19 protein-coding genes are annotated in these 23,081 nt (G+C 70.9%); 8 read left to right on the forward strand and 11 right to left on the reverse strand.

The annotated features are described in order from the left end of the window. Positions 1-93: 93 nt before the first annotated feature. The gene (locus ABZ484_RS23235; protein ID WP_358867830.1) at positions 94-1,077 is read right to left on the reverse strand and encodes a zinc-binding alcohol dehydrogenase; all 984 of its coding nucleotides are present in this window, start codon (positions 1,075-1,077) and stop codon (positions 94-96) included. A gap of 107 nt (positions 1,078-1,184) precedes the next feature. On the opposite strand from ABZ484_RS23235, the gene ABZ484_RS23240 reads away from it, so the two are divergent. After that, the gene (locus ABZ484_RS23240) at positions 1,185-2,042 is read left to right on the forward strand and encodes a CDP-alcohol phosphatidyltransferase family protein (RefSeq protein ID WP_358867831.1); all 858 of its coding nucleotides are present in this window, start codon (positions 1,185-1,187) and stop codon (positions 2,040-2,042) included. A gap of 18 nt (positions 2,043-2,060) precedes the next feature. On the opposite strand, the gene ABZ484_RS23245 is transcribed toward ABZ484_RS23240, so the two are convergent. Beyond that, positions 2,061-2,222, reverse strand: a complete 162-nt coding sequence (locus ABZ484_RS23245) for a hypothetical protein (RefSeq protein ID WP_358867832.1) — start codon at positions 2,220-2,222, stop codon at positions 2,061-2,063. 86 nt (positions 2,223-2,308) lie between these two features. After that, positions 2,309-3,034 carry a YcnI family protein gene (locus tag ABZ484_RS23250; RefSeq protein WP_358867833.1) on the reverse strand — a complete coding sequence of 242 codons (726 nt, stop codon included), beginning with the start codon at positions 3,032-3,034 and terminating at the stop codon, positions 2,309-2,311. A gap of 30 nt (positions 3,035-3,064) precedes the next feature. On the opposite strand from ABZ484_RS23250, the gene ABZ484_RS23255 reads away from it, so the two are divergent. Next, complete coding sequence (locus ABZ484_RS23255; RefSeq protein ID WP_358867834.1) at positions 3,065-3,856, forward strand: hypothetical protein; 792 nt, start codon at positions 3,065-3,067, stop codon at positions 3,854-3,856. A 42-nt stretch (positions 3,857-3,898) separates the two neighbouring features. Here the strand turns inward: ABZ484_RS23255 and ABZ484_RS23260 are convergent, their stop codons facing one another. Together ABZ484_RS23260 and ABZ484_RS23265 are read right to left on the reverse strand one after the other, a co-directional pair. Then, positions 3,899-4,438 carry a hypothetical protein gene (locus ABZ484_RS23260; RefSeq protein WP_358867835.1) on the reverse strand — a complete coding sequence of 180 codons (540 nt, stop codon included), beginning with the start codon at positions 4,436-4,438 and terminating at the stop codon, positions 3,899-3,901. A gap of 318 nt (positions 4,439-4,756) precedes the next feature. Continuing rightward, the gene (locus tag ABZ484_RS23265; RefSeq protein ID WP_358867836.1) at positions 4,757-5,572 is read right to left on the reverse strand and encodes a GntR family transcriptional regulator; all 816 of its coding nucleotides are present in this window, start codon (positions 5,570-5,572) and stop codon (positions 4,757-4,759) included. 433 nt (positions 5,573-6,005) lie between these two features. On the opposite strand from ABZ484_RS23265, the gene ABZ484_RS23270 reads away from it, so the two are divergent. From ABZ484_RS23270 to ABZ484_RS23290, 5 genes are all read left to right on the forward strand, one after another. After that, positions 6,006-7,274: an extracellular solute-binding protein gene (locus ABZ484_RS23270; RefSeq protein ID WP_358867837.1), complete on the forward strand. Its 1,269-nt coding sequence runs from the start codon at positions 6,006-6,008 to the stop codon at positions 7,272-7,274. Between the two features lie 79 nt (positions 7,275-7,353). Beyond that, a complete protein-coding gene (locus tag ABZ484_RS23275; RefSeq protein ID WP_358867838.1) occupies positions 7,354-8,334 on the forward strand; it encodes a sugar ABC transporter permease in 981 nt (326 codons plus the stop codon). 5 nt (positions 8,335-8,339) lie between these two features. Then, on the forward strand, positions 8,340-9,203 hold the full coding sequence (locus ABZ484_RS23280; protein WP_358867852.1) for a carbohydrate ABC transporter permease: 864 nt from the start codon (positions 8,340-8,342) through the stop codon (positions 9,201-9,203). Between the two features lie 171 nt (positions 9,204-9,374). Continuing rightward, positions 9,375-10,973 (forward strand): beta-N-acetylhexosaminidase, encoded by a 1,599-nt coding sequence (locus ABZ484_RS23285; RefSeq protein WP_358867839.1) that lies wholly within the window; start codon positions 9,375-9,377, stop codon positions 10,971-10,973. 34 nt (positions 10,974-11,007) lie between these two features. Next, a complete protein-coding gene (locus tag ABZ484_RS23290; RefSeq protein ID WP_358867840.1) occupies positions 11,008-12,462 on the forward strand; it encodes a cellulose binding domain-containing protein in 1,455 nt (484 codons plus the stop codon). A 138-nt stretch (positions 12,463-12,600) separates the two neighbouring features. Here ABZ484_RS23290 and ABZ484_RS23295 read toward each other — a convergent pair whose 3' ends face one another. From ABZ484_RS23295 to ABZ484_RS23320, 6 genes are all read right to left on the reverse strand, one after another. Beyond that, positions 12,601-13,959: a GH1 family beta-glucosidase gene (locus ABZ484_RS23295; RefSeq protein ID WP_358867841.1), complete on the reverse strand. Its 1,359-nt coding sequence runs from the start codon at positions 13,957-13,959 to the stop codon at positions 12,601-12,603. Between the two features lie 29 nt (positions 13,960-13,988). Then, complete coding sequence (locus ABZ484_RS23300; RefSeq protein ID WP_358867842.1) at positions 13,989-14,828, reverse strand: carbohydrate ABC transporter permease; 840 nt, start codon at positions 14,826-14,828, stop codon at positions 13,989-13,991. A gap of 40 nt (positions 14,829-14,868) precedes the next feature. Beyond that, on the reverse strand, positions 14,869-15,858 hold the full coding sequence (locus ABZ484_RS23305) for a sugar ABC transporter permease (protein WP_358867843.1): 990 nt from the start codon (positions 15,856-15,858) through the stop codon (positions 14,869-14,871). Between the two features lie 5 nt (positions 15,859-15,863). Beyond that, the gene (locus ABZ484_RS23310) at positions 15,864-17,180 is read right to left on the reverse strand and encodes a sugar ABC transporter substrate-binding protein (RefSeq protein ID WP_358867844.1); all 1,317 of its coding nucleotides are present in this window, start codon (positions 17,178-17,180) and stop codon (positions 15,864-15,866) included. A 411-nt stretch (positions 17,181-17,591) separates the two neighbouring features. Continuing rightward, a complete protein-coding gene (gene fusA, locus ABZ484_RS23315; RefSeq protein WP_358867845.1) occupies positions 17,592-19,700 on the reverse strand; it encodes an elongation factor G in 2,109 nt (702 codons plus the stop codon). Between the two features lie 478 nt (positions 19,701-20,178). Beyond that, positions 20,179-22,026, reverse strand: a complete 1,848-nt coding sequence (locus tag ABZ484_RS23320; RefSeq protein ID WP_358867846.1) for an adenylyl cyclase — start codon at positions 22,024-22,026, stop codon at positions 20,179-20,181. Positions 22,027-22,326: 300 nt separating this feature from the next. Here ABZ484_RS23320 and ABZ484_RS23325 point away from each other — a divergent pair, with 300 nt between their 5' ends. Next, positions 22,327-22,896, forward strand: coding sequence for a hypothetical protein (locus ABZ484_RS23325; RefSeq protein ID WP_358867847.1), 570 nt, complete (start codon positions 22,327-22,329; stop codon positions 22,894-22,896). Positions 22,897-23,081 lie beyond the last annotated feature (185 nt).

The raw sequence follows: 23,081 nt of genomic DNA on the forward strand, positions 1-23,081 counted from the left end.
GCGTCTGATCCCCGCCGGTCCCGGCCGGGGATGCGGAGTAATACGGCTGCCCACCTCCCCTTGTTCAGCTGTTCTCACTCTCTCTTCCGGGACTCAGGCGTCCGTGTCGTAGCGGACTCGGTGGCACAGGGCCGGGATCTCCCCGGAGGCGAGCCCCGGCATGACCCGGGGCAGCTCCTCGAACGTGCTCTCTCCGGTGACGAGGGCGTCCAACTCCGGGGCGGCGAGCAGGTCGAGGGCGAGGGCGAGCCGGTCGGCGTACGTACGGTTGCCGCGGCGGGCCGGCGAGACGGTGCCGACCTGGCTGCTGCGGATGACCAGCCGGCGGGAGTGGAAGGCCTCGCCGAGCGGAAGGGAGACCCTCCGGTCGCCGTACCAGCTGAGTTCGACGACCGTGCCCTCGGCGGTGAGCAGTTCCAGGGCACGGGCCAGGCCCTGCTCGGTGGCGCTGGCGTGCACCACGAGGTCGCACTCCCCGAGCGCCTCCCCGGGCAGGGCGAAGCCGACACCGAGGGCCTCGGCCACCTTGGCACGGGCGGGATCGGCGTCCACCAGCTGGACGCGCACTCCGGGGAACCGGGCCAGCAGCGCGGCCACCGAGCAGCCGACCATCCCGCCGCCGACGACGGCGATCCGGTCGCCGATCAGGGGCGCGGCGTCCCACAGGGCGTTGACGGCGGTCTCGACGGTACCCGCGAGCACGGCCCGCTCGGCGGGAACGGACTCCGGTACGGGGGTCACGGCGGCGGCCGGGACGGCGTACCGGGTCTGGTGCGGATAGAGGCAGAAGACCGTACGCCCGACCAGCTCGCCCGGGCCCTCCTCCACCACCCCCACGCTCAGGTAGCCGTACTTCACCGGCCCCGGGAAGTCGCCCTCCTGGAACGGCGCCCGCATGGCGTCGTACTGACTGGCGGGCACCTGGCCGCGGAACACCAGCGTCTCCGTGCCCCGGCTGATCCCGGAGTACAGCGCCCGCACGACGACCTCGCCCTCGCCGGGCTCCGGAAGACGCATGTCACGCACCTCGCCCTCGCCTGGCGAACGGAGCCAGAACGCACGTGCGGAACGGTTCATGGGCGGCCTCCTGAACGATCGGGAAGTTGTTCACGTACGGAGATGTGCACAGGCCGCGCACAGTACGCGGCGTTGATCGACTCTGTCACTCGGCCGGAGGGTGTGCGGTGGCCCTGAACAACACGTACGACGCCAGGTCAGGCCTCAGGCCGGCCCAGCAGGAGACCGCCGTGGGCGCGGGCGTGCAGATCCTGCTCCTGGCCCTGCTCGGCACGGCGATCGGCATGGGCCCGGCGGGCTGGGTGACCGGCCTGGTCTTCGCGATCGCCACCTGGGCGGTGCTCTCCCGGGCCCTGCACCGTTCGCGACTGCGCTCCTTCGGCGCGGCCAACCGGGTCACCCTGGGCCGGGCCACCCTCGTCGGCGGCGTCACGGCACTGGTCGCGGACTCCTTCGAGAGCTCGCCGCCGGTCTCCCTGCTGGTCGGCCTGACGGCGGTGGCCCTGATCCTGGACGGCGTCGACGGCAAGGTGGCCCGTCGCACCGGCACGACCACGGCACTGGGCGCCCGCTTCGACATGGAGGTCGACGCCTTCCTGATCCTGGTGCTCAGCGTCTACGTCTCGATGGACCTGGGCCCCTGGGTCCTCCTGATCGGCTCCATGCGCTACGCCTTCGTCGCCGCCGCCCGCGCCCTGCCCTGGCTCAACGCCCCGCTCCCCCCGAGCACGGCCCGCAAGACGGTGGCCGCGCTCCAGGGCATCCTCCTGCTCCTGGCGGGCGCGGGCCTGCTGCCGCACCGGGCGAACGTGGGCGTGGTGCTGGTGGCGCTGGCGCTGCTGGTGTGGTCTTTCGGGCGCGACGTGGTGTGGCTGTGGCGGACCTCGCGGATGCGGGTCGCTGCCGCGGCCAGCACCCAGGCGGTGCGGGAGGCGACCCCCGTCATCGAGCCCCTCAAAAAATCCGCCACGGCCCGCGCCGGGGAACCCGTCGACGAGATGATGGAGGGCGCGCGGGCGGCTTGACGTCACGCGTCGAGACGATCAGCCACGCGCCTCACAGCGGTGGTCGTAGTAGTCCTTGCCGCCCACCAGGACCGAGGTGACCAACTTCGGCAGGCCGTCGACATCCCGCTCGACCTCCTGCGAGGTCTGCCGGCTGACCCTCGGCGGCGGCCCCGGCGGAGGGGCTGCTGGAGCAGGCACCGGCTGCCCGACCGACGCGCCAGAGGAGCGACGGCCCGGATCACGGGAAAGTGATCCGGGCCGTTCCGCGTGCGGGAGATACGGGGCTACGACCGCGCCGACCGCGTCCGTACGACGGCGAAGACGGCCGCGGCGAGACCGAGCACGCCAACGACCAGCCCGGCGATTCCGAGGCCGCGGGCGGTGGAATCGCCGCCGGATGAGGCAGTGGACGATGCGGAGGCGGCCTTGGCCTCCCCCGCGGCCGCCGCGGTCCCCTCGCCGTCTGCGGCGGTGAGCTTCAGCACCGGCGCGGGGTTCTCCGGCTCGTCGCCGCCCTGCGGCTCCTCGATCCAGCGGACGACCTTGCCGTCGGAGTACGTCTGCAGGGTCTTGAAGACCAGCTGCCCGGTGTCCTCGGGAAGTTGACCGAAGGCGACGTCGAAGTCCTGGTACTGGCCGGGGCCGATCTTCCCACCGGTCCACGTGATTTCGGAGACCGCGTCGGTGATGGTCCCGTCGTCGGTCTTGACCGGCTTCTTGAGCTTGGTCTCGGTGACCTTGGCGGTCCAGCCGTCCTGCGGGGTGACGAGCACGCCGAGGAGGGGGTGGTCGGTGGGCAGGTACACCTGGACCTTGGTGGTGCCGGCCGAGTCCTCCTCGTTGGGCACCCGGAAGGTCAGCACACCGTCCGAGGCCCCCTTGGCGTAACTGTCGGGGTGGACGGTGACGTGAGCGAACGCGGCGCCCGCAGCGGTGAGCACTCCGGCCGCGGCGAGAGCGGTGACGAGGCCGGCCCGGCGCAGGGCGCCGTTGGTACGCATCGTGGACATGACTGATGGATCTCCGTACTGGAAGGTGGTGTGGGGGTTCGGACGGGGTACGGGATCCGGAGCGGCGGACCGCGCCGGCTGACGGCGTGCCGCAGCAGGAGCGACCGTGACAGCGAGGCCACGGCGAAGGCGCGGGAACCGCGCACGGCCGGTGCGGGCAGCGGCGCGGCCGCGGCCCGCCACCATGCCACGAGCCCCGGTACGAAGGCGACGGCCCGGCGCAGCAGCGACCACAACGCCGCCTCGCCGCACCGCAGCCACCAGGACGCGACGAGCGCGGCCAGGACGTGGACGGCCACGGCGTACGGGCTGAGCGTGCGTGAGGGCATGGCCGGCGAGGGCACGCCGTGGACGTGCGCGGACACCATGTGCATGCCGTGCGCGGACACCATGTGCATGCCGTGCGCGACCACGGCGTGCACACCATGGCCGGACATCGGCATGGCCGATACGGCCGGCATGGAGGGCATGGGATGGATCGGCGACAGGGCGGGAAGGGGACCGTGCCCGCCCGGATGCCCCATGCCGGCCCGCGTCGCGTCGAAGCCGAAGTGCAGGGCCGCCTGCGTGGCGAGCATCATCGCGCCGATCCCCGGCAAGGACCGCTCCCGCCCGCCCAGCAGCCACCCGGCGACGAACACGCCCGCGAAGGCGGCACCGCACACCCACAGCGGCGGCATGTCCCCCATGGCGAGCCCGTGTCCGGCGGCGGCGAGCAGCACACACACCGCGGCGAACACCACGGCGCGAAGACTCCGTACCGCCGCCGACGCGCCCATCGCCCGGCATCCTCCCACGCACGGCGCATACGTGCGGGCGTGACGCTCCGGTTCAGACACTCCCGCGTACAGGCCGAGCGGTCGCCTACACGACGCCCGCCGCGTCGAGCAGCCGGACCAGGTCCTTGCGGCCGTATCCCAGCAGCGAGGCCCGGTGAGCGGCCATCAGCAGCAGGTGCGCCAGGATCTGCGCCGGGTAGCCGTCTCTGTCGTCGCCGAGCCATTCGTCAGGCTTCTCGACGCCCAGACTGTTCAACACGAGCCCGTGCTCGCGGCGGATCTCCGCGACCGTGCCGGCCACGGCGTCGAGGAGCGACTTCCCGGGGCGCTCGCACTCAAGGGCGAAGCCCCCCCAGTCGGCCGGTACACAGCCCTCCGGCGGATCCGCCCGCAGGGCCGCGTACCTCTCGTCCTCGAAGCCGCCGGCGTCGAAGGAGTCGTCCACCAGGAAGAACCGGTGAAAACCTGGTGGGACGGGCGGAGGCGGGGGTGTGTACTCCCATCCGGCGTCCTCGTACAGCCTCCGCTTCACCTCTTCCTCGTCGGCGAGTGTCACGGTGAAGCCCGTGTCGTCGTTCCGACCGGTTACGGTGCCGTCCGGGTTGTGGTGGAAGTACAGTCCCATGTGTGTCTCCTTCGTGGTCACCGGCGTCGGTCGTCCGCCCGAAGATCCCGTCACACATCGAACGAGCCGCACCAACCGCCCGTGCCCGCCACGCCGGAGATCACCCGATCCAGTGAATGAGGGCGGGTCCTCCCTGCGCGGCCTTCCTCCCCCCTTCCCGAGGCGTCCGCACGATCTCCGCGTACCGCCGGCCGCTGCCTTGTAGTCGACGTGGCCGGGGCCGAAGCGCTTGTCGTAGCCAGCACTTGTCGTAGCCATAGGCACATTCGAAGCCGTCGAGGAGGGACCGTCGGTGGCGCGCCGCCGGACCCGGCCGGATCAGCGCTCCCCTTGGACGTCGCCCAGCGTCGACGCGGCAAGCGGGTCGCCCTGGGAGAAGTCGCCCGGGGGGATACCCGGATGGTGTCCGACGGGCGGCGTGGCGGGCACCGTGTCAGCCCCGAGTGTCAGACGGGAGACGATGCGGTATCGGTCACCGCGGTAGAGGGAGTGGACGTATTCCACCGGGCGCCCGCCACTGTCCGTGGTCAGACGCTCGAACAACAGCGCCGGGGAGAGCTCCGGCATGTCGAGCACCTCTGCCTCGGCTCGGGTCACCACGGTGGGCTCGATCGTCTGGGTGGCCTCGCTCACATGGACGCCGTGGTGCGTGCGCAAATGCTCGTAGAGGTCGCCGTGTTCCAGTTCGCGGGCGGTCAGGCCGGGTACCAGGGCGGCCGGAATGTGCAGGTGCTCGATCGCCATGGGGGCGCCGTCGACCAGTCGCAGCCGGGCCACGTAGACGATCTGCGCGGCGGGAGAAAGGCGCAGCCTGCGCCCCACCCGGGCGCCCGCCGGCACGGTGGTGAACTCCAGCAGCCTGCTCGCCCACACCCCTGACGCCTGAGGCACGCTCAGCGAGTGATGGCCCGGCACGAGTTCCTGAGTGATCTTCTCGGGGGCGACGAACATCCCCCGGCCGTGTTCGCGCACGAGAATGCCCGCGCTGACCAGTTCGTCCACGGCCGCTCGCAGTGTGGGCCGGGACACGCCGAGCCGGGCGCACAGGGTCCGTTCGGAGGGAATCGCGTCACCCGGCTTGCGTTCCTCGACCATCTCCAGCACCGCGTCGCGGACCCGCTCGCGTTTGAGCACACCACCGGGGTGACTCTCCGCCGACCCGCCGTCGCCGGGACGCGGCACGTCGGCCGGCGCATCCGGCCCTGCCCCCGCACCCGCACCGGCCTCCGCAGCGGCCGGCCGAACCGTGTCCGGCTCCCTGTCACTCATCCGCGTCGTCCCCTCTCCCGCCCGTGCAGCGCATGCGCAGGTAACCACTTTCCGCTGTACCGACCACAACACTGTACTGGTCAGGACCAGTTATGTCCGCTGGTCAACGATGGAAGGATGACACCCAGCCCCCGATGTCCCGCAAATTCCTTTGTTGTTCGGAGGGTTGACGGCCTCATTGGTCCATGCCATTTTCATCCCCCATCAGCAGGTCATCTGTCCAGCTATCCAACTGGTCAGGTTCCTGGTTGGTGCCCTTCCTGCTCCGCGCCATCCATGAGCTCTCCCGAGGTGAACCGTGAAGTTGCGCTTGCTCACCGGTGCGTCCCTGCTCACGCTGAGTACCCTCCTCTGTGCCTGCTCCGGCGGCTCCGACGACGCCACCGGTGCGGACGGGGGCAGGTCGGAGCTGACCGTCTGGCTGATGCGGGACAGTGTCTCCGCGGCCTTCCAGAAGGAGTTCACCGACGGTTTCAGCAAGGCACATCCCGACATCGACCTGAAGATCCAGATCCAGGAGTGGGACGGCATCGGCCAGAAGGTCACCGCCGCTCTTGCCAGCAATGACGCGCCCGACGTCATCGAGGTCGGCAACACCCAGGTCGCCCAGTACGCCCAGAGCGGCGGCCTGCTCGACCTCACCGGCAAGAAGGCCGATCTCGGCGGCGACACCTGGCTCAAGGGACTGGCCGAGCCAGGCGCTTGGGACGGCAAGCAGTACGGCATCCCGTACTACGCCGCCAACCGCGTGGTCATCTACCGCAAGGACCTGCTGAGACAGGCCGGCGTCGACCCGGCCGCCATCAAGACCCGGGATCAGTGGATCGCCGCGACGAAGAAACTGAACACGGGAGACCAACAGGGCATCTACCTCACCGGCCAGACCTGGTACGCCCTGGCCGGCTTCATCTGGGACGAGGGCGGCGACCTGGCGGTCCGGGACGGCGGCAAGTGGAAGGGCACCCTCGACACCCCCCAAGCCCTGGCCGCGATGGAGTTCTACAAGCAGCTCCAGGCGCTGGGGAAGGGACCGAAGGACGCCGACGAGGCGAACCCGCCGCAGGCCGAGGTGATGGCCAAGGGCAAGGTCGCACAGATCATCTCGGTTCCCGGCGGAGCCAACGTCATCGTCCAGCACAACCCCGCGCTCAAGGGCAAGCTCGGCTTCTTCCCCGTCCCGGGCAAGACCGCCGACAAGCCGGGTGCGGTCTTCACCGGCGGTTCCGACCTCGTCATTCCGGCCGCTTCCCGGCACCAGGACGCCGCCTACACCTTCGTCAAGGAACTGACCGGGGACACCTGGCAGACGAAGCTCGCCCTGGCCATGAGCTACGTACCGAACAAGACCTCCCTCGCCTCCGCCGTGGCCTCCGACCCCGGAGCCGCGGCGATGGCCGTCGGCGCCGCCCAGGGCCGGGCCACGCCCAACACGCCGGGGTGGGCCGCCGTCGAGGCCGAGAACCCGATCAAGGACTACATGACCGCCTCCCTCACCGGCGGCGACATGAAGCAGGAGGCGACGAAGGCGTCCGCGGAGATCACCCGGGCGATGAACAGCGCCTCCTGACCCCTCGGACCGGTGCCCGGACGGCCCCCGCCGTCCGCATCGCCGGTCCCCCGCCCGCCACCGTACGAAAGGAGGGGCCGTGTCGGCCATCCGAGAACGCGCCGTCCCCCGCGCCGCCCCGCACCGGCGGCACCGGGTGTCCGTCCCACCGACCGCCCGCGGCGCCGCACGTCACCACGGCGGTCCCTGGCCCTACCTGCTGGTGGCGCCCGCTGTGCTCGGCATGCTCTACCTGCTGGTCTACCCCCTCGCCCGAGCCGTCCTGATCTCCTTGCAGGACTTCCGCCTGCGCGAACTCATCTCGGGGGACGCCAGGTTCGTCGGCCTGGACAACTACCGGACGCTGCTGACCGATCCACGGTTCTGGACGGTGGTGCGCCGCACGTTCCTCTTCATGGCCGTGAACGTCGTCCTCATCATGGTGATCGCGCTGCTCGTGGCGCTGATGACCGAGCGACTCGGCCGCGTCTGGCGGACCGCTGTGCTCAGCTCCCTCGTCCTGGCCTGGGCGATGCCGGTGGTCGCGGCCACCACCGTGTTCCAGTGGCTCTTCCACTCCGAGTTCGGCGTCGTCAACTGGCTCCTGACCTCCCTCGGCTTCGGCTCCTTCGAGCGCTACCCCTGGTTCGCCCACGGCACGGCGGCCTTCGCCATCCTCGTCGCCCTCGTGGTGTGGCAGTCGGTCCCGTTCGCCGCCATCACCCTGTACTCGGCGCTCACCACCGTTCCCGCCGAACTGAACGAGTCCGCCCGCATCGACGGCGCCGGCGCCCTGCGGATCCTCAGATCGGTCACCTTCCCGGTCATCCGGCCGATCGTGATGCTCGTCCTCTGCCTCGAAGTGATCTGGACCTTCAGGGCGTTCGTGCAGATCTGGGTGATGACCAAGGGAGGCCCCGGCGACGCCACCACCATCCTGCCGGTCTACGCGGTGCAGACCGCCCTCTCCAGCCAGCGCTACGACCTCGGCTCGGCGGCCTCCATGGTCACCGTGGTCCTCATGTCGGGCGTCCTGGTCCTCTACTTCCGCCAGATGTTCCGCCAGGAGGAGGAGCTGTGAGCGTCGTGCGCCCCGCCGGCGCGGCGGTCCGCCGGAGCCCCGTGCGCCGTCTGCGCCGTCTGCCGCTCCACGCGGGCGCCGCCCTGACGGTGCTGGTCTGCCTGTTCCCCGTCTACTGGATGGCCACGACGGCGTTCAAGCCGTCGCGTGACATCCAGTCCTCCACCCCGCAACTGGTGCCGCACACCTGGACCCTGGAGCACTTCCGCACCGCCGTCCACGCGGCCGGCTTCGCCCAGTTCTGGCGCAACAGCCTCCTGGTCACCGCCGGTGCGGTCCTGCTGTCGCTGGTCGTTGCCCTGGGTGCCGCGTTCGCCGTGGCCCGGATGCGGTGGCGGGGACGCCGGCAGTTCGTCCTCGCCGTCTTCGTCGCGCAGATGGCCCCGTGGGAGTCGCTGATCATCCCGGTCTACATCATCGCCCGCGACACCGGCATGCTGGACCGGCTGCTCACCCTGACGCTGGTGTACTTCACGATCACGCTGCCGTTCACCATCATCGTGCTGCGCGGCTTCATCGCCACCATCCCGCCGGAGCTGGAGGAGGCCGCGCAGGTCGACGGCTGCACCCGGCCCGGGGCGTTCCTGCGGGTCGCCCTGCCCCTGCTCGCTCCGGGGCTGATGGCCACCTCGCTCTTCGGGTTCATCACCGCCTGGAACGAGTTCGCCTACGCCAACTTCCTGATCATCAAGAACCAGGACCACCGCACCCTGCCGGTGTGGCTGTCCTCCTTCCAGAACACCTTCGGCACGGACTGGGGCGCCACCATGGCCGCCTCCACCCTCTTCGCGCTCCCCGCCCTCGTCGTCTTCCTGCTGCTCCAACGCCATGTCACCTCCGGCCTGGCCTCGGGGGCGGTCAAGGGCTGACGCCCGCCGTGTCACCCCGCTGCCCTCGGACGGCTCCGGCACCCACCGTCTGCCCCTCCCCCGCACAGAGCCCCGACGCCCACCGCCTCGCCCTGCCCCGCCCTGCCCGCAGACAGCCCCGGCACACCGCACCCGCTCCCCGCCCGCCCCTCCCCGGAAGGCCGCCCGCCCGTGTCCTCACTCCGCCGAGAACAGGTTCTGCTGCCCCGGCCCACACGGCAGGTCCACCGTTCCGGCCACTTCACCCTCGACGCCACCACCGCCGTCCGCGCCACCGGCGAAGCCGAAGGCGCCGCCGACCTGCTGCGCACACTCCTCTCACCCGCCATCGGACTACCCCTGGCCCCCTCCTCGTCCGGCACCGTCACCTTCACCGTCGACCGCCAACTCGGCGGCCTGGGGCAGGAGGGGTACGGACTCACCATCTCCCCGCACTCCGTCCTGCTGCGCGCCGCCCATCCCATGGGCCTGCTCCGCGGCGTCCAGACCATCCGCCAGCTCCTGCCGCCCGAGGCACTCGCCCCGCCCCCGGCCGCGGCCCGCCGGGAGGTCTGGGAACTTCCCTGCACCGAGATCACCGACGTCCCCCGCCACCCCTGGCGGGGCCTGATGATCGATGTCGCACGTCACTTCCACGACGCCGCCACCCTCCGCCGGCACGTCGACCTGCTCGCCCTGCACAAGCTCAACGTCCTCCACCTGCACCTCACCGACGACCAGGGCTGGCGCATGCCCGTCACCTCCTACCCCCGCCTCACCACGGCCGGCGCCCACCGAGCCGAGTCGATGCTCGGCCCCGACAGCCCCGACAGCCCCGCCGGCTTCGACGGCCGCCCGCACGGCGGTGCGTACACCCGCGCGGAACTCACCGGCCTCGTCGCCTACGCGGCACGGCGCGGCGTGTCCGTGGTACCGGAGGTCGCGATGCCCGGCCACGTCCGCGCCGCCCTCGCCGCCTACCCCCACCTGGGCAACCACCCCGAGCGCAGGCTCGACGTGTGGACGCGATGGGGCGTGTGCGACACCATCCTCGGCGTCCACGACGAGGTGCTCGACTTCTGCCGCGCCGTACTCGCCGAGGTGATGGACGTCTTCCCCTCCCCCTACATCCACCTGGGCGGAGACGAGTGCCCCACGACCGAATGGGAGCAGAGCCCCCGCGCCCGTGCCCGCGTGGCCGCGGAACGACTGCCCGGACCGGCGGCCCTCCACGGCTGGCTCCTGGGCCAGGCGGGCGCCTACTTGCTGGATCACGGCCGCCACCCCGTCGGCTGGGCCGAAGACGGCGCCCTGCTACCGCCGGGGTTCACGGTGATGAGCTGGCGCGACCCCGCCCACGCCGCCGAAGCACTCCGCCACGGCCGCGACGTCGTCCTCACCCACCACCGCACCACCTACCTCGACTACGCCCAGGACGACAGCCCTCACGGCCCACCCGCCCAGCCCGGCGCGATCGTCGACCTGCCCGCCGTCCACGGCGGAGACCCCGAGCCACGGACGGCCGCCCCGGGCGGCGGGCGGGTCCGCGGCACCCAGGCACAGCTGTGGACCGAGTTCGCCCCCACCGCCGCCGACCTCGACCGCCTCGCCTACCCCCGGCTGTGCGCGCTCGCCGACCGGGCCTGGACCGGGCCCACGGCCTGGCGGGACTTCACCGCCCGGCTCACCGCGCACATCCCCCGACTGGACGCCCTCGGCGTCCGCCGCCATCGCAGTCCGACCGCGCCATCGTCCACGATGACGCCCGCCAGTACAGCGCCCTCCGCATGACATCCACCCGATCGCTCACGGAGAGGACACCACTGTGACCAGCAACGAGAACGGGCCCGCCGGGCAGCGCCGCCGGCGTCTTCGCGCCACGGCCGCTGCCGCCGCCGTCACGGCCCTGGGCGCCACCGCCCTGGCCGCCCTGCCCAGCACCGCCAGCGCCGCCGACGCCCTCTCGGTGCAGTACCGCACCAGCGCCACCGGTGCCACCGCCGACCAGAGCGAGCCGTGGTTCAAGGTGAAGAACACCGGCACCGCCGCCCTGCCGCTCAGCGAGGTCAAACTCCGCTACTACTTCAAGGCCGACTCGGCCGGCGCGACGTACCGCTTCGCCTGTTCCTGGGCGGTGAAGGGCTGTGCCAACATCACCGGCACCTTCGGCACCCTCGCCCACCCCACCGACACCGCCGACCGCTACCTGGAGATCGGCTTCACCTCCGGTGCCGGTTCCCTCGCACCGGGCGCCGACACCGGCGACATGCAACTGCGCTTCTACCAGTCCAACTGGCAGACCCTGCGGCAGAGCGACGACTACTCCTTCAGCGCCACCCAGACCTCGTACGGCGACTGGAGCAGGGTCACCGCAACCCGCGGCGGCTCCCTTGTCTGGGGCACCGCCCCCGAAGGCAACACGCCCACCGACCCGCCCACCGACCCGCCGACCACCCCGCCACCGTCGGACGGCTCCGGCACTCTGTGGGACGACTTCAGCTACAGCTCGTACACCGACCCCGCGATCTCCGCCCACGGCTGGTCGGTGCGCTCCAACTCCGGCGGCCCCGGCGTTCCGGGCGCCACCTGGGACCCGTCCAACGTCACCTTCCCCAGCAGCGGCGGCAACACCGTCATGAACCTGGAGACCTCCACCAACGGCACCGCCTCCGGCACCGAGCAGACCGAGGTGCTCACCAAGGCGACCAAGTTCAAGAACGGCACCTACGCGGCCCGCGTGAAGTTCAACGACGTCCCGACCTCCGGCCCCGACGGCGACCACCTGGTGCAGACGTTCTTCACCATCAACGACCTCAAGGCCCCGATGGCCGACGACTACTCCGAGTACGACTTCGAGTACCTGCCCAACGGCGGCTGGGGCGAGCCGTCCGACATCCTGTACACCACCTCCTGGGAGACCTACAACCCCGACCCGTGGCAGGCGGTCAACCAGCACACCGAGGGCCGCCAGAGCTACGACGGCTGGCACGACCTGATGCTGACCATCGACGACAGCACCATCAAGTACTACGTCGACGGGCAGCTGTTCGGCACCCACGACGCCGCCTACCTGCCCGAACGCCCCATGTCGATCAACTTCAACCAGTGGCTGATCGACCTCAACGGCCAGACGTCCACCACCCCCAGGTCCTATCAGGAGCAGATCGACTACGTCCTGCACGTCAAGAATCAGGTGCTCACACCGGCCCAGGTCAGCGCGAAGATAGCCGCCTACCGGTCGTCCGGCACCGCCTACGAGGACACGGTGCCGGCGAGTTGAGCCCCGGCGCCCCGCCGCACCACCCGGCGGACGACCAGTCCGCCGGGAGCAGGGTCCGGCAACTCGGGGCCCGGTGCGAGGTGCGCACCGGGCCCCGAGGGCCGTACGCCCGGGGGCGTCGGCGGCGTCGTCACCGTCCTACGCGGCCTTCCTCTCCCCCTCCCGGTGCGCCCGTACGATCTCCGCGTACCGCCGGCCGCTGCCCTTGATGGTGCGCGCCTGGGTCCGGTAGTCGACGTGGACGAGGCCGAAGCGCTTGTCGTAGCCGTAGGCCCATTCGAAGTTGTCCAGGAGGGACCAGGCGAAGTAGCCGGCGAGGGGGGCGCCCTTGCGGGCGGCGGAGGCGCAGGCGGCCAGGTGCTGGACGAGGTAGTCCTGGCGTTCGGGGTCGTCGATGGTGCCGTCGGGGCGGACGACGTCCGGGAAGGCGGAGCCGTTCTCGGTGACGTAGAGCTTGCGGGCGCCGTAGTCGTCGGTGAGGCGCAGGAGCAGGGCTTCGATGCCGCCGGCGTCGATCTCCCAGTCCATGCCGGTGCGCGGCACGTCCGGGCGGCGTACCGAACGGGCGTGGGGTGCCGGGCCGGTGGGGTCGTCCTCGACGTACGCCGGGAAGTAGTAGTTGAGGCCGAGCCAGTCCAGGGGCGCGGCGATGGTCTCCGCGTCGCCGGGGCGTTCGGGGAGGTCGACGCCGTAGACCTCGCGCATGTCGGCGGGGAAGCCGCGGCCGTGCACCGGGTCCAGCCACCAGCGGTTGACGTGGCCGTCGTGGCGGCGGGCGGCCGCCAGGTCCTCGGGGCGGTCGGTGGCGGGGTGGACGGTGGAGAGGTTGTTGACGATGCCGATCCGGGCGTTCGGGGCGGCGGCGCGGATCGCCCGTACGGCCAGGCCGTGACCGAGCAGGAGGTGGTACGAGGAGCGGACGGCCGCGGTCAGGTCGGTGAGACCGGGGGCCATCTTGCCCTCCAGGTGGCCGATCCAGGCGGAGCAGGACGGCTCGTTGAGGGTGGCCCAGCGGCTGACCCGGTCGCCCAGGCGTTCGGCGACCACCGAGGCGTAGGCGGCGAAGTGCTCGGCGGTCGCCCGCTCGGGCCAGCCGCCCCGGTCCTGGAGAACCTGCGGGAGGTCCCAGTGGTAGAGGGTGACGGACGGGGTGATGCCCGCTTCCAGCAGGCCGTCGATCAGCTCGTCGTAGAAGGCGAGGCCCTTGGCGTTCACCGGGCCGTCGCCGCCGGGCACGACGCGCGGCCAGGCGATGGACAGCCGGTAGGCGTTGGTGCCCAGGCGCCGCATCAGGGCGATGTCCTCGCGCCAGCGGTGGTAGTGGTCGCAGGCGGTGTCACCGTCGTCGTCGTTGTCGATCTTGCCCGGGGTGTGGGAGAAGGTGTCCCAGATGGACGGCGAGCGGCCGTCCTCGGCGACGGCTCCCTCGATCTGGTACGCCGAGGTGGCCGTGCCCCAGAGGAAGTCGTGCGGGAGCGCGGCGAGATCGATGGTCACAGAAGCCCCTTCGGGATCAAAGCGGTTGGTCACTTGACGGCTCCTGCCGTCAGCCCGGCGACGAGGTAACGCTGGAGCAGCAGGAATCCGGCGACCACGGGCACGCTGACGACGAGCGAGGCGGCCATGATCTGGTTCCAGTACACGTCGTTGAGCGTGGAGTAGCCCTGCAGGCCCACGGCGAGCGTGCGGGTGGTGTCGTTGGTCATCACGGAGGCGAAGAGCACCTCGCCCCAGGCGGTCATGAAGGCGTACACGGCGACGGCGACGATGCCGGGCACCGCGGCCGGCACCACGACGCGGAACAGCGCGCCGAGCGGTCCGCAGCCGTCCACCAGTGCCGCCTCGTCCAGGTCGCGCGGCACCGAGTCGAAGTAGCCGATCAGCATCCAGATGGAGAACGGGAGGGAGAAGGTGAGGTACGTCAGGATCAGGCCGCCGCGGGAGCCGAACAGGGCGATGCCGGTGGCGTTGCCGATGTTGACGTAGAGGAGGAACAGCGGGAGGAGGAAGAGGATGCCCGGGAACATCTGGGTGGACAGCACGGTGACGGTGAAGACGCGCTTGCCGCGGAAGTCGTAGCGGCTCACGGCGTACGCGGCGAAGACCGCGATCACCACCGAGCAGACCGTCGCCGCGCCCGCCACGATCAGCGAGTTCACGAAGTACCTCGCCAGCGGGACCGTCGACCAGATGTCGATGTACGGGCGGATCGTCAGGCCGCTCGGCAGCCAGCGGAACTTGCCGGTGACGTCGGCCAGCGGCTTCAGCGAGCTGGAGACCATGACGTACACCGGCACCAGGACGAACCCGGTGAGCAGGGTGAGGAAGATCCGCCGGGACCAGAGGAAGGAGCGCGGCGGGGCCATCGGGGACCTGTAGGGGGAGGTAGGGAGGGACCTGTAGGAGTCAGACATCGGAGGTCCTCCGTCCGCGCGAGGTGAGCAGCAGGTACGCGCCCGTCACCACCAGCAGGAAGAGCAGCAGCAGGACGGACATCGCGGAGCCGGTGCCGAAGTTCCAGGTGACGAACGAGGCCTGGTAGATGTGGACCGAGATGAGGTCCGCGGCCTCGGGGGCGGCCTTGCCGAACAGGACGTACGGCGTGTTGAAGTCGTTGAACGTCCACAGGAACAGCACCAGGATCAGCACCTGGTTGACGGGGCGGAGGGACGGGAGGGTGATGCGGCGGATCTGCTGCCACATCCCGGCGCCGTCCAGCGCCGCCGCCTCGTACAGCTCCCGTGGGATGTTCTGGAGCCCGGCCATGACGATCAGGAAGGCGAACGGCCAGCCCTTCCACACCGACACCACGAGCAGCGCGACGAAGCTGTTGTCGCCGATCAGCCAGAAGGACGGCTTGTCGGTGAGGTGCAGCTGGTCGTGCAGGACGTGGTTCACCAGGCCGTTGTCGTGCTGGAACATGAACACCCAGGTGATGACGGCCGCGTAGACGGGCAGCGCGTACGGCACCAGGAACAGCGCGCGCAGCAGGCCGCGGCCGCGGAAGGTGTCCTGCATGTAGATCGCCGCGGTCGTGCCGATCAGCCAGCACAGGCCGACCGAGAGCAGGGTGAAGCCGACGGTGACGAAGAAGGAGTGGAGCAGGGCCTCGCCGACGGGGGCGTCGAAGTCCACCGACACCGTGTAGTTGCCGAGGCCGGACCAGGGGGCGCTGCCCCAGTCGCGGATGTAGAACTGGGTGAGTTCCTTGAAGCTCATCACGATGCCGATGACCATCGGCACCAGGTGGACCAGGAGTTCGAGGAGCAGGGCGGGCAGGAGCAGCAGGTACGGCAGTCCGACGCGCCTCCGCCGCCCGGTGCGGCGCGCGGTGGGCGCCGTACCGGGGGCCGTGGTGCCCACCGTCTCCTTGACGGCGGCGGTGGTGGTGGTCATCGCGCTCACTTCGCCGGCATCTGCTGCTGGGCCTTTTCGAGCTTGGCCTTCACCGAGTCGGTGGTCACCGCGCGGCCGGCCGCGGCGTCCGCGAACAGCTCCTTGACGGCCGTACCGACGGTCGTCTCGAACTGGGACTCCTGGGCGACCTGGGGCAGCGCGGCGGCGCTGGTGGCCAGGGTGTTCTTCAGGACGGCGTTGGCCGGGGTGTTGAACGAGGGGTCCGCCTGCGCGGACTTGACCGGCGGGATGGAGCTGTAGGCCTTGTTGAGGATCTTCTGCTCGTCGTCGCTGGTCATGAACTTCACGAACTTGGTGGCGCCGTCGAGGTTGTCGGTGTTCTTGAAGACGGCCATGTTGATGCCGGCGACCATCGAGTTGACCTGGGTGCCGGTGCCGGGGGCGCCGGACCGCACGGGCACGGGGGCGATGCCGTAGGCGTCCTCGCTCATCCCCTGGGACTTGAGGTTGGCGGAGGCCGACTGCCACAGCAGCATCGCCGTCTTCCCCTTGGCGAAGTCGCTCACCGACTGGTTCTGCGCGTACTCGGCGTTGCCCTGCGGGATGACCTTGTCCTTGGCCATCAGGTCGACGTACTGCTTGACCGCGGCGACCACTCCGTCGTTGGTGAAGTCGGGCTTGCCGTCGGCGGTGAAGAAGTCGGCGCCGTGCTGCTTGGCGAAGACGAAGACGTGGTGGATGTTCTCCGAGACGTTGGCACCCTCGGCGCCGATGACCTGCTTGCCCTTCGCCTGGATCTTCTTCCCGTCGGCGACCAGTTCGTCCCAGGTGGCGGGCGGCTTGCTGATCCCCGCGTCGGCGAAGATCTGCTTGTTGTAGTAGAGCGCGTACGCCATCGAGTACAGCGGCACGGCGGCCGGGTCCTGGCCCTGGACGCCGGTGGAGCCGAGGGCGGAGTCGACGAAGCGGTCCTTGCCGCCGATCTTCGCGAAGTTCTTCGCGTCCCACGGCAGCAGCGCGCCGGTGGCCTGGAGCGACGCGCTCCAGGTGTTGCCGATGTTGAGGACGTCGGGTCCCTGCCCGGACGTGGTGGCGGTCAGGATCCGGTTGAGCAGATCCGACCAGGGCACGACCTCCAGCTTGACCTTGATCCCGTACTGCTTCTCGAACTTGTCGAGCTCGGGCTGGAGGACCTTCTTGTCGACCTCGATGCTGGCGCCCTGGTTGGAGGCCCAGTACGTGAGCGTCTTCGGCGAGTCGTTGGACCCGCCGCCCGTCGACGAACCGCCTCCGCAGGCCGAGGCGGCAAGGGCGAGAGACAAGGTGACGGCGCCTACGGCCGCGGCTCGGATGCTGCGCATGGCTCCTGGTGTCCCTTTCCGGGAGTCGAGAACCAGAGGGAGCGTTCGACCGTTCAACTCGTGAAGCACCCTCACGGCTTAATTTAGGACGTGAGTTAAACCCTTCGACGCAAGTCCGTCAAGGGTTGCGGCAGGGGGTAATCGGTGCGGGTGCCGAATGCTACGGAGAGTGGGCGACCGGGGGCTGTGAGCAGTGCGCGGGCGTGGAGGCCGGTCCCTCCCCGGTCCGGGGCCGGTCCCTCCCCGGCCTGGGGCCAGTCGATCCCCGGCCTGGGGCCAGTCGATCCCCGGCCTGGGGCCAGTCGATCCCCGGCCTGGGGCCAGTCGATCCCCGGCCTGGGGCCGGTCCCTCCGCGGAGTGGCGGGAGGGACCGGCCCGCCGCGAACCGCTGTCCGGCAGCGGACGTACGGCTACCCGGCAGGCGCCGGGCTCGGGACGGCCCCCGGCGCGGGGGCGTACCCGGCAGGACGGGTGGTGAAGGTGCCCCGGCCCTGGGTACGGCTGCGCAGACGGGTCGCGTAGCCGAACAGCTCGGCCAGGGGGACGGTGGCGGTGACCACCGCGGTCCTCGCGCGGGCGGCCTGGCCCGAGACCTGGCCACGCCGTGCGGCCAGGTCACCGAGTACGCCCCCCACGGCCTCCTCGGGGACGGTCACCGTGACCTCGACGACCGGCTCCAGCACACGCATCGCGCAGGCGCGCAGCGCCTCACGCAGACCGAGCCGCCCGGCGGTCCGGAAAGCCATCTCCGAGGAGTCCTTGGGATGGGTCGCGCCGTCGGTCAGGGTGACCCGCAGCCCCGTCACCGGATGCCCGCCGAGCGGCCCCTCGGCCAGGGCGTCACGGCAGCCGGCCTCCACCGCACGGACGTACTCCTGCGGTACGCGGCCGCCGACGACGACGGACCGGAAGACGAAGCCGCTGTCGCTCTCCGCGGGCTCGTTGGGCGCGATGGGCTCGATGGGCTCGATGGGCTCGACGTCCAGCAGGACGTGGGCGAACTGCCCGGCGCCGCCGTCCTGTTTGACGTGCCGGTAGAGCACACCGGACACCCCGCGCACCACGGTCTCCCGGAGCGCCACCCGAGGCCGGCCGACGTTGACGTCGATCCCCTGCGCCTGGCGCAGCTTCTCCACGGCGACCTCCAGGTGCAGCTCCCCCATGCCGGAGAGCACGGTCTGACCGGTCTCGGGGTCGGTCCGCACCACCAGGGACGGATCCTCCTCGGTGAGCCGGCCGAGCGCGGAGGCGAGCCGGTCGGCGTCGGCCCTGCGACGAGCCTCCACGGCCACGGAGACGACGGGCTCGGCGACGCTCGGGGGCTCCAGGACGAGCGGGGCGCCGGGGTCGCAGAGGGTCGAGCCCGCGCGGGCGGACTTCAGACCGACCACGGCCACGATGTCCCCGGCGAGCGCGCGTTCGAGCGGAGCGTGGCGGTCGGCCTGCACGCGCAGGATCCGCCCGATGCGCTCGGTACGGCGTGCGGTCGCGTCCCACACGGTGGCTCCTTTCTCGATCGTTCCGGAACAGACGCGGAGGTAGGTCAGCCGCCCGGTGGCGGTGGCGTTCACCTTGAAGGCGAGCGCGGCGAACGGAGCCGCCGGGTCGGCGGCCCGCTCCTGCTCGGTGCCGTCCCACGTGCCGCGCACGGCGGGCACGTCGAGCGGCGACGGCAGGTAGGCCACGACGGCGTCGAGCAGCGGCTCGATCCCTCGGTTGCGGTAGGCGGAGCCGCACAGCACGACGACACCGTCACCGGTGCGGGTCAGGTCACGCAGCGCGGACACGAGTGCGGCGGCGCCGAGCGTCTCCCCCTCGCAGAACTCCTCCAGCGCGGCCGGATGCCGCTCGGCCACGGCCTCCTCCAGCAGCCGGCGCCGGAGCAGCGCCTCGTCACGCAAGCCGTCGGGCACGGGACGGACCTCGGCGGCGCCATCACTCCCGTCGGGCCAGACCAGCGCACGCATGCGCACGAGGTCCACGACTCCGACGAAGCCGTCCTCCGCCCCGATGGGCAGTTGCACGACCAGCGGGACGGGATGCAATCGCTCACGGATCGACGCCACGGCGGTGTCGAGATCGGCCCCGGCCCGGTCCATCTTGTTCACGAACGCGATCCTCGGCACCCCGTGCCGGTCGGCCTGCCTCCACACCGACTCGCTCTGCGGCTCCACACCGGCGACCGCGTCGAACACGGCCACGGCCCCGTCCAGCACCCGCAGCGAACGCTCCACCTCGTCCGCGAAGTCGACGTGCCCGGGAGTGTCGATCAGGTTGATCCAGCACCCGTCCCAGGCACAGCTCACGGCCGCGGCGAAGATGGTGATGCCACGATCCCGCTCCTGGGGATCGAAGTCGGTGACGGTGGTCCCGTCGTGCACCTCACCCCGCTTGTGGGTGGTGCCGGTGGCGTACAGGATCCGCTCGGTGACGGTCGTCTTGCCGGCGTCGACGTGGGCGAGGATGCCGAGGTTGCGGACGGCGGCGAGGGACTTGAGGGGGCTGACAGTGCTGCGCACGGCCCATGGCCTTTCGATGTGATGTGGAAAGGGGCAGCGCGATTCGCCGTGCGAGGGCAGGCATGCGGGGTGTGTGGGCGTGAAGGCACGCCGGCCACCCGTGCCCGGCCACCGGACACGGGCGGCAGGGCACTCGGCCGTTCGGTCGAAGCGGGTCAGACCCTCGACACGGGCATCCGGTACCGGCCGCGCAGCGGGCACCGGATACCCGAGGACACCAGGATCACGTCGAAGCGCGACGGCGGGACGACGGATGCGGTGTGGTCACGCACGGCCGTCCCCTCTCTCCTGTCGCGAAGTCGCGCACCGCACCGAGACGGTGCGCGCGATGACGTGTCGACAGTACGGAAGGCGGGGCCGACGGGCCACGGATTTTCAGCTGCCCGCCCACACCTCGGAGGCCGGCCCGCGCGACGGCGGGCTTCGCAAAGCGGTGTGGGCGGAGCGCGCCTCGTAGGCGTCAACGCCTGTGGGCGGGTCAGACCGTGCCGACGCCGTTCGCGTACGACTTCATGTTGTAGGTCCCGAAGCCGTTCTGGACGGGGTCACCCGTGTCGTTGATGCAGTGCAGGATGCCGCCGCCGCCCGCGCCGTTGAGGCAGACGGTCATCAGCGAGGTGAAGACGACGCCCGGGGTGTCGGGGACCTCATAGGCGCGGTCGGTGTAGATGTTCGCGTTGAGGTTGAAGAAGGCGTAGCTGCCCAGGCCCCAGGCGTGGTGCTCGGTGACGTGGTCGCCGACCTTGTAGGCGGCGAAGCCGTTGGTGCTGCCGTGCTTCCAGGCCGACTGCGTCGGGACGTCGTACGGATGCTCGTTCTGGAAGAAGTAGGTGCGGCCCTGGTTGCCGTTCCAGAGCACCTCGTAGTTCTGGTGGTGCTCGACGAACAGGCCGTAGGCGGTGACCCGGTCGCCGTTGACGAGGAAGCCGACGCCCGCGGGGTTGACCGACCAGCCGACCGTGCCGTCGAGGCCGTGGTCGGCGCGCCAGGCCCAGACGTGGTCGACGATCACGTCGTTGCTGTCGATCTGGATGCTGACCTCGGTACCGCCGGGAACGGCGCCGCCGATGCGCGGGAAGACGTCGAAGAGCGCGGTGGGCTGGTGCGCGTGGTTCTTGCGGGTGTGGCCGTCGCCGACGCGCAGCAGCACGGGGGAGCTTGCGGAGGCGGCCTCGAGGATCACGCCGGCCACGGAGACGTCACCGATGTCGGCGACCTCGATGAGGGAGTTGCCCCTGACGGCCTGGAGGGTGGCCAGACCGAGGCCGAGGACGACGGTGCCGGGCCGGGAGACCCGCAGCGGCGCGGACAGCGGGTAGATGCCCGGGGTGAGCAGGAGGTGCTTGCCGCGGGCGAGCGCCGCGTTGATGCTCGCGGCGGAGTCGCCCGGGTGTGCGACGTGGAACTCGGTCAGCGGGATGCTGTGGCCGGCGGCCGGCCCGTCGGCCCAGGAGGTGCCGGTGCTGTCGCGACGCAGCGCGGGCACGAAGACGTGGTAGGCCCCGCGCCGGTCCACGGTCAGGAACGGCTTCTCCCGGATCACCGGGACGCGGTCGACGGTCGTGTAGGGCGGGGTCGGGAAGGATGTGGCGGGTGCGCCCTCGACGCCGACGAAGACCATGTTCCAGTTGGCGCCGGTCCAGCTGCCGATCGTGTCGTTGCGCGACAGCCACTGCTGCTGCGAGCCCGAGTTGATCTGGCCGCCCACCACGCTGTCGACGAGGAAGCCGCCGCTGGACCAACCGTTGCCGGGCGGGCTCGGCATGAGGATCATGTCGCCCTTGACGTGGACGCGCCGCATGGGCGCGGCCTGGGCGACGGCCCAGCGATCCAGCCCGTCCGGCGGCACGATGGTCAGGTTCTCGGCGGCCCGCCAGAAGTCCTGCGTGCCGTTGCCGTCGAACCACTGGGCGTCGACGGTCACATGACCGTTGATCACAACGTCCTCGGGACTGGCGCCGAGCCCGAGGACGTGGGTGTAGAAGCCGACGTTGATCTCGACGTTGTACGTGCCCGGCTTGAACGCCAGGGCGTACCGCTCGGTTCCGAACTGGTTGGACTCCTGGACGGCGAACACGGCATCGATCCGCGCCTGGATCGCCGCGTCGCCCATCGACGTGTCGAAGACCAGGACGTTCGGCCCCAGACCGGCCGTCCCGTGGCCGGCGACGCCGTGGCCGACCGAGCCGGCGCCGGAGTTGGAGGCGGAGGCGGAGGCGGAGGACGACGCGAAGGCGGATCCTGCGGTGGCGCCGGCCAGCGGCACCGCTGCGGCAGCGGCCGCCGCCCCGCGGAGCAGGGCACGACGAGAGGGAATTTCAGACACGGCTCTCCCTGAAAAGGCGTCGGGTAAACGGGACCGCGGCTGGCCCCCAACCGCGAGAGAGCGCTCTCAGCCACGGAGTGAATCACCGCCGGTTTGCAGCGTCAATAAGTCCGCACCAATAACAGGCCGCCTCACGCGCCGAGTTGTCGTGCAGGGGGCCGGGCCCCTGCGGCAGGGAAGTCGGGCAACCGAACTGCTCCGGGGACCGGGCCCGTCCGGTCCATCGAAGCGGTGGACAGCAGGCCACGCGGGCTGTTAGGCAGGGTCCCCACAAGAAATCGATCATCTCGGGGGGACCCTGTGGACGCACTCCGCGTCGCTCGCCGCGCCGCGCCGATCCTGCTGGTGGCGGCCTTGTTGACGGCATGCTCGTCCGAGGGCGACAGCGCCTCGGGAGCCGGCACCGGCCGCGCTTCGGCGTCGGCCGCCGGACGGGCTGCCGCCTCGGCCACGCCCGACGGCAGCGGCAGCGGCGGCGCGACGGCCAGTCCGGGCGCACCGGCCCCGAGCGCCTCCGAGACGGCCACCTATCCCACATCGCAGGGCGCGCCCGGGGCGGCGGTGCCGGAGGTTCGGGACGCCTTCGCCGTGTTGCAGGCTACGTACAACGACGGCTGTACGACCCCGGGGAACTGCGAGTACTTCCTCACCCGGGTGGTGACCAACCTCGACGACCTGTACAACTCGATGAAGGCGAGCCCGAAGGGCACCGGGCACTTCGGTCCTCCCCTCTCCCGGATCAAGGCGATGCAGGAGGCCCTTGCGGGGGACTTCTCCTTTCCCAACCTCAAGCGGCACCAGAAGCTGCTCCTCTCCACCCGGGACGACGTGAACACCTGGATGCAGTCCCATCCCGAGGACTACCGCTGACCCATCGAGGGGACTGACACGCGGCCTCGGTGTGTGGGCCGCGTGAGGGGACCGGGAGCGGTGTGTGAACACCACGGGGTTTCGGGTGTCCTTCGCCACAGCACTGCCGCAAAGGACGATGACCGAGAATTGGCTTCGCGGCCCACGGTTACAGGCCTTCGCCGTGATCGCACACGTTGCAGGCG

Origin of the sequence: Streptomyces sp. NPDC006393 (genome assembly GCF_040628575.1) — a bacterium.
GTDB lineage: Bacteria > Actinomycetota > Actinomycetes > Streptomycetales > Streptomycetaceae > Streptomyces.

Coding starts and splice junctions, on each gene's coding strand:
- ABZ484_RS23260 (WP_358867835.1), bottom strand. CDS start 4,438: ATGGGACTGTACTTCCACCACAACCCGGACGGCACCGTAACCGGTCGG.
- ABZ484_RS23235 (WP_358867830.1), bottom strand. CDS start 1,077: ATGAACCGTTCCGCACGTGCGTTCTGGCTCCGTTCGCCAGGCGAGGGC.
- ABZ484_RS23305 (WP_358867843.1), bottom strand. CDS start 15,858: ATGACCACCACCACCGCCGCCGTCAAGGAGACGGTGGGCACCACGGCC.
- ABZ484_RS23310 (WP_358867844.1), bottom strand. CDS start 17,180: ATGCGCAGCATCCGAGCCGCGGCCGTAGGCGCCGTCACCTTGTCTCTC.
- ABZ484_RS23250 (WP_358867833.1), bottom strand. CDS start 3,034: ATGTCCACGATGCGTACCAACGGCGCCCTGCGCCGGGCCGGCCTCGTC.
- ABZ484_RS23300 (WP_358867842.1), bottom strand. CDS start 14,828: ATGGCCCCGCCGCGCTCCTTCCTCTGGTCCCGGCGGATCTTCCTCACC.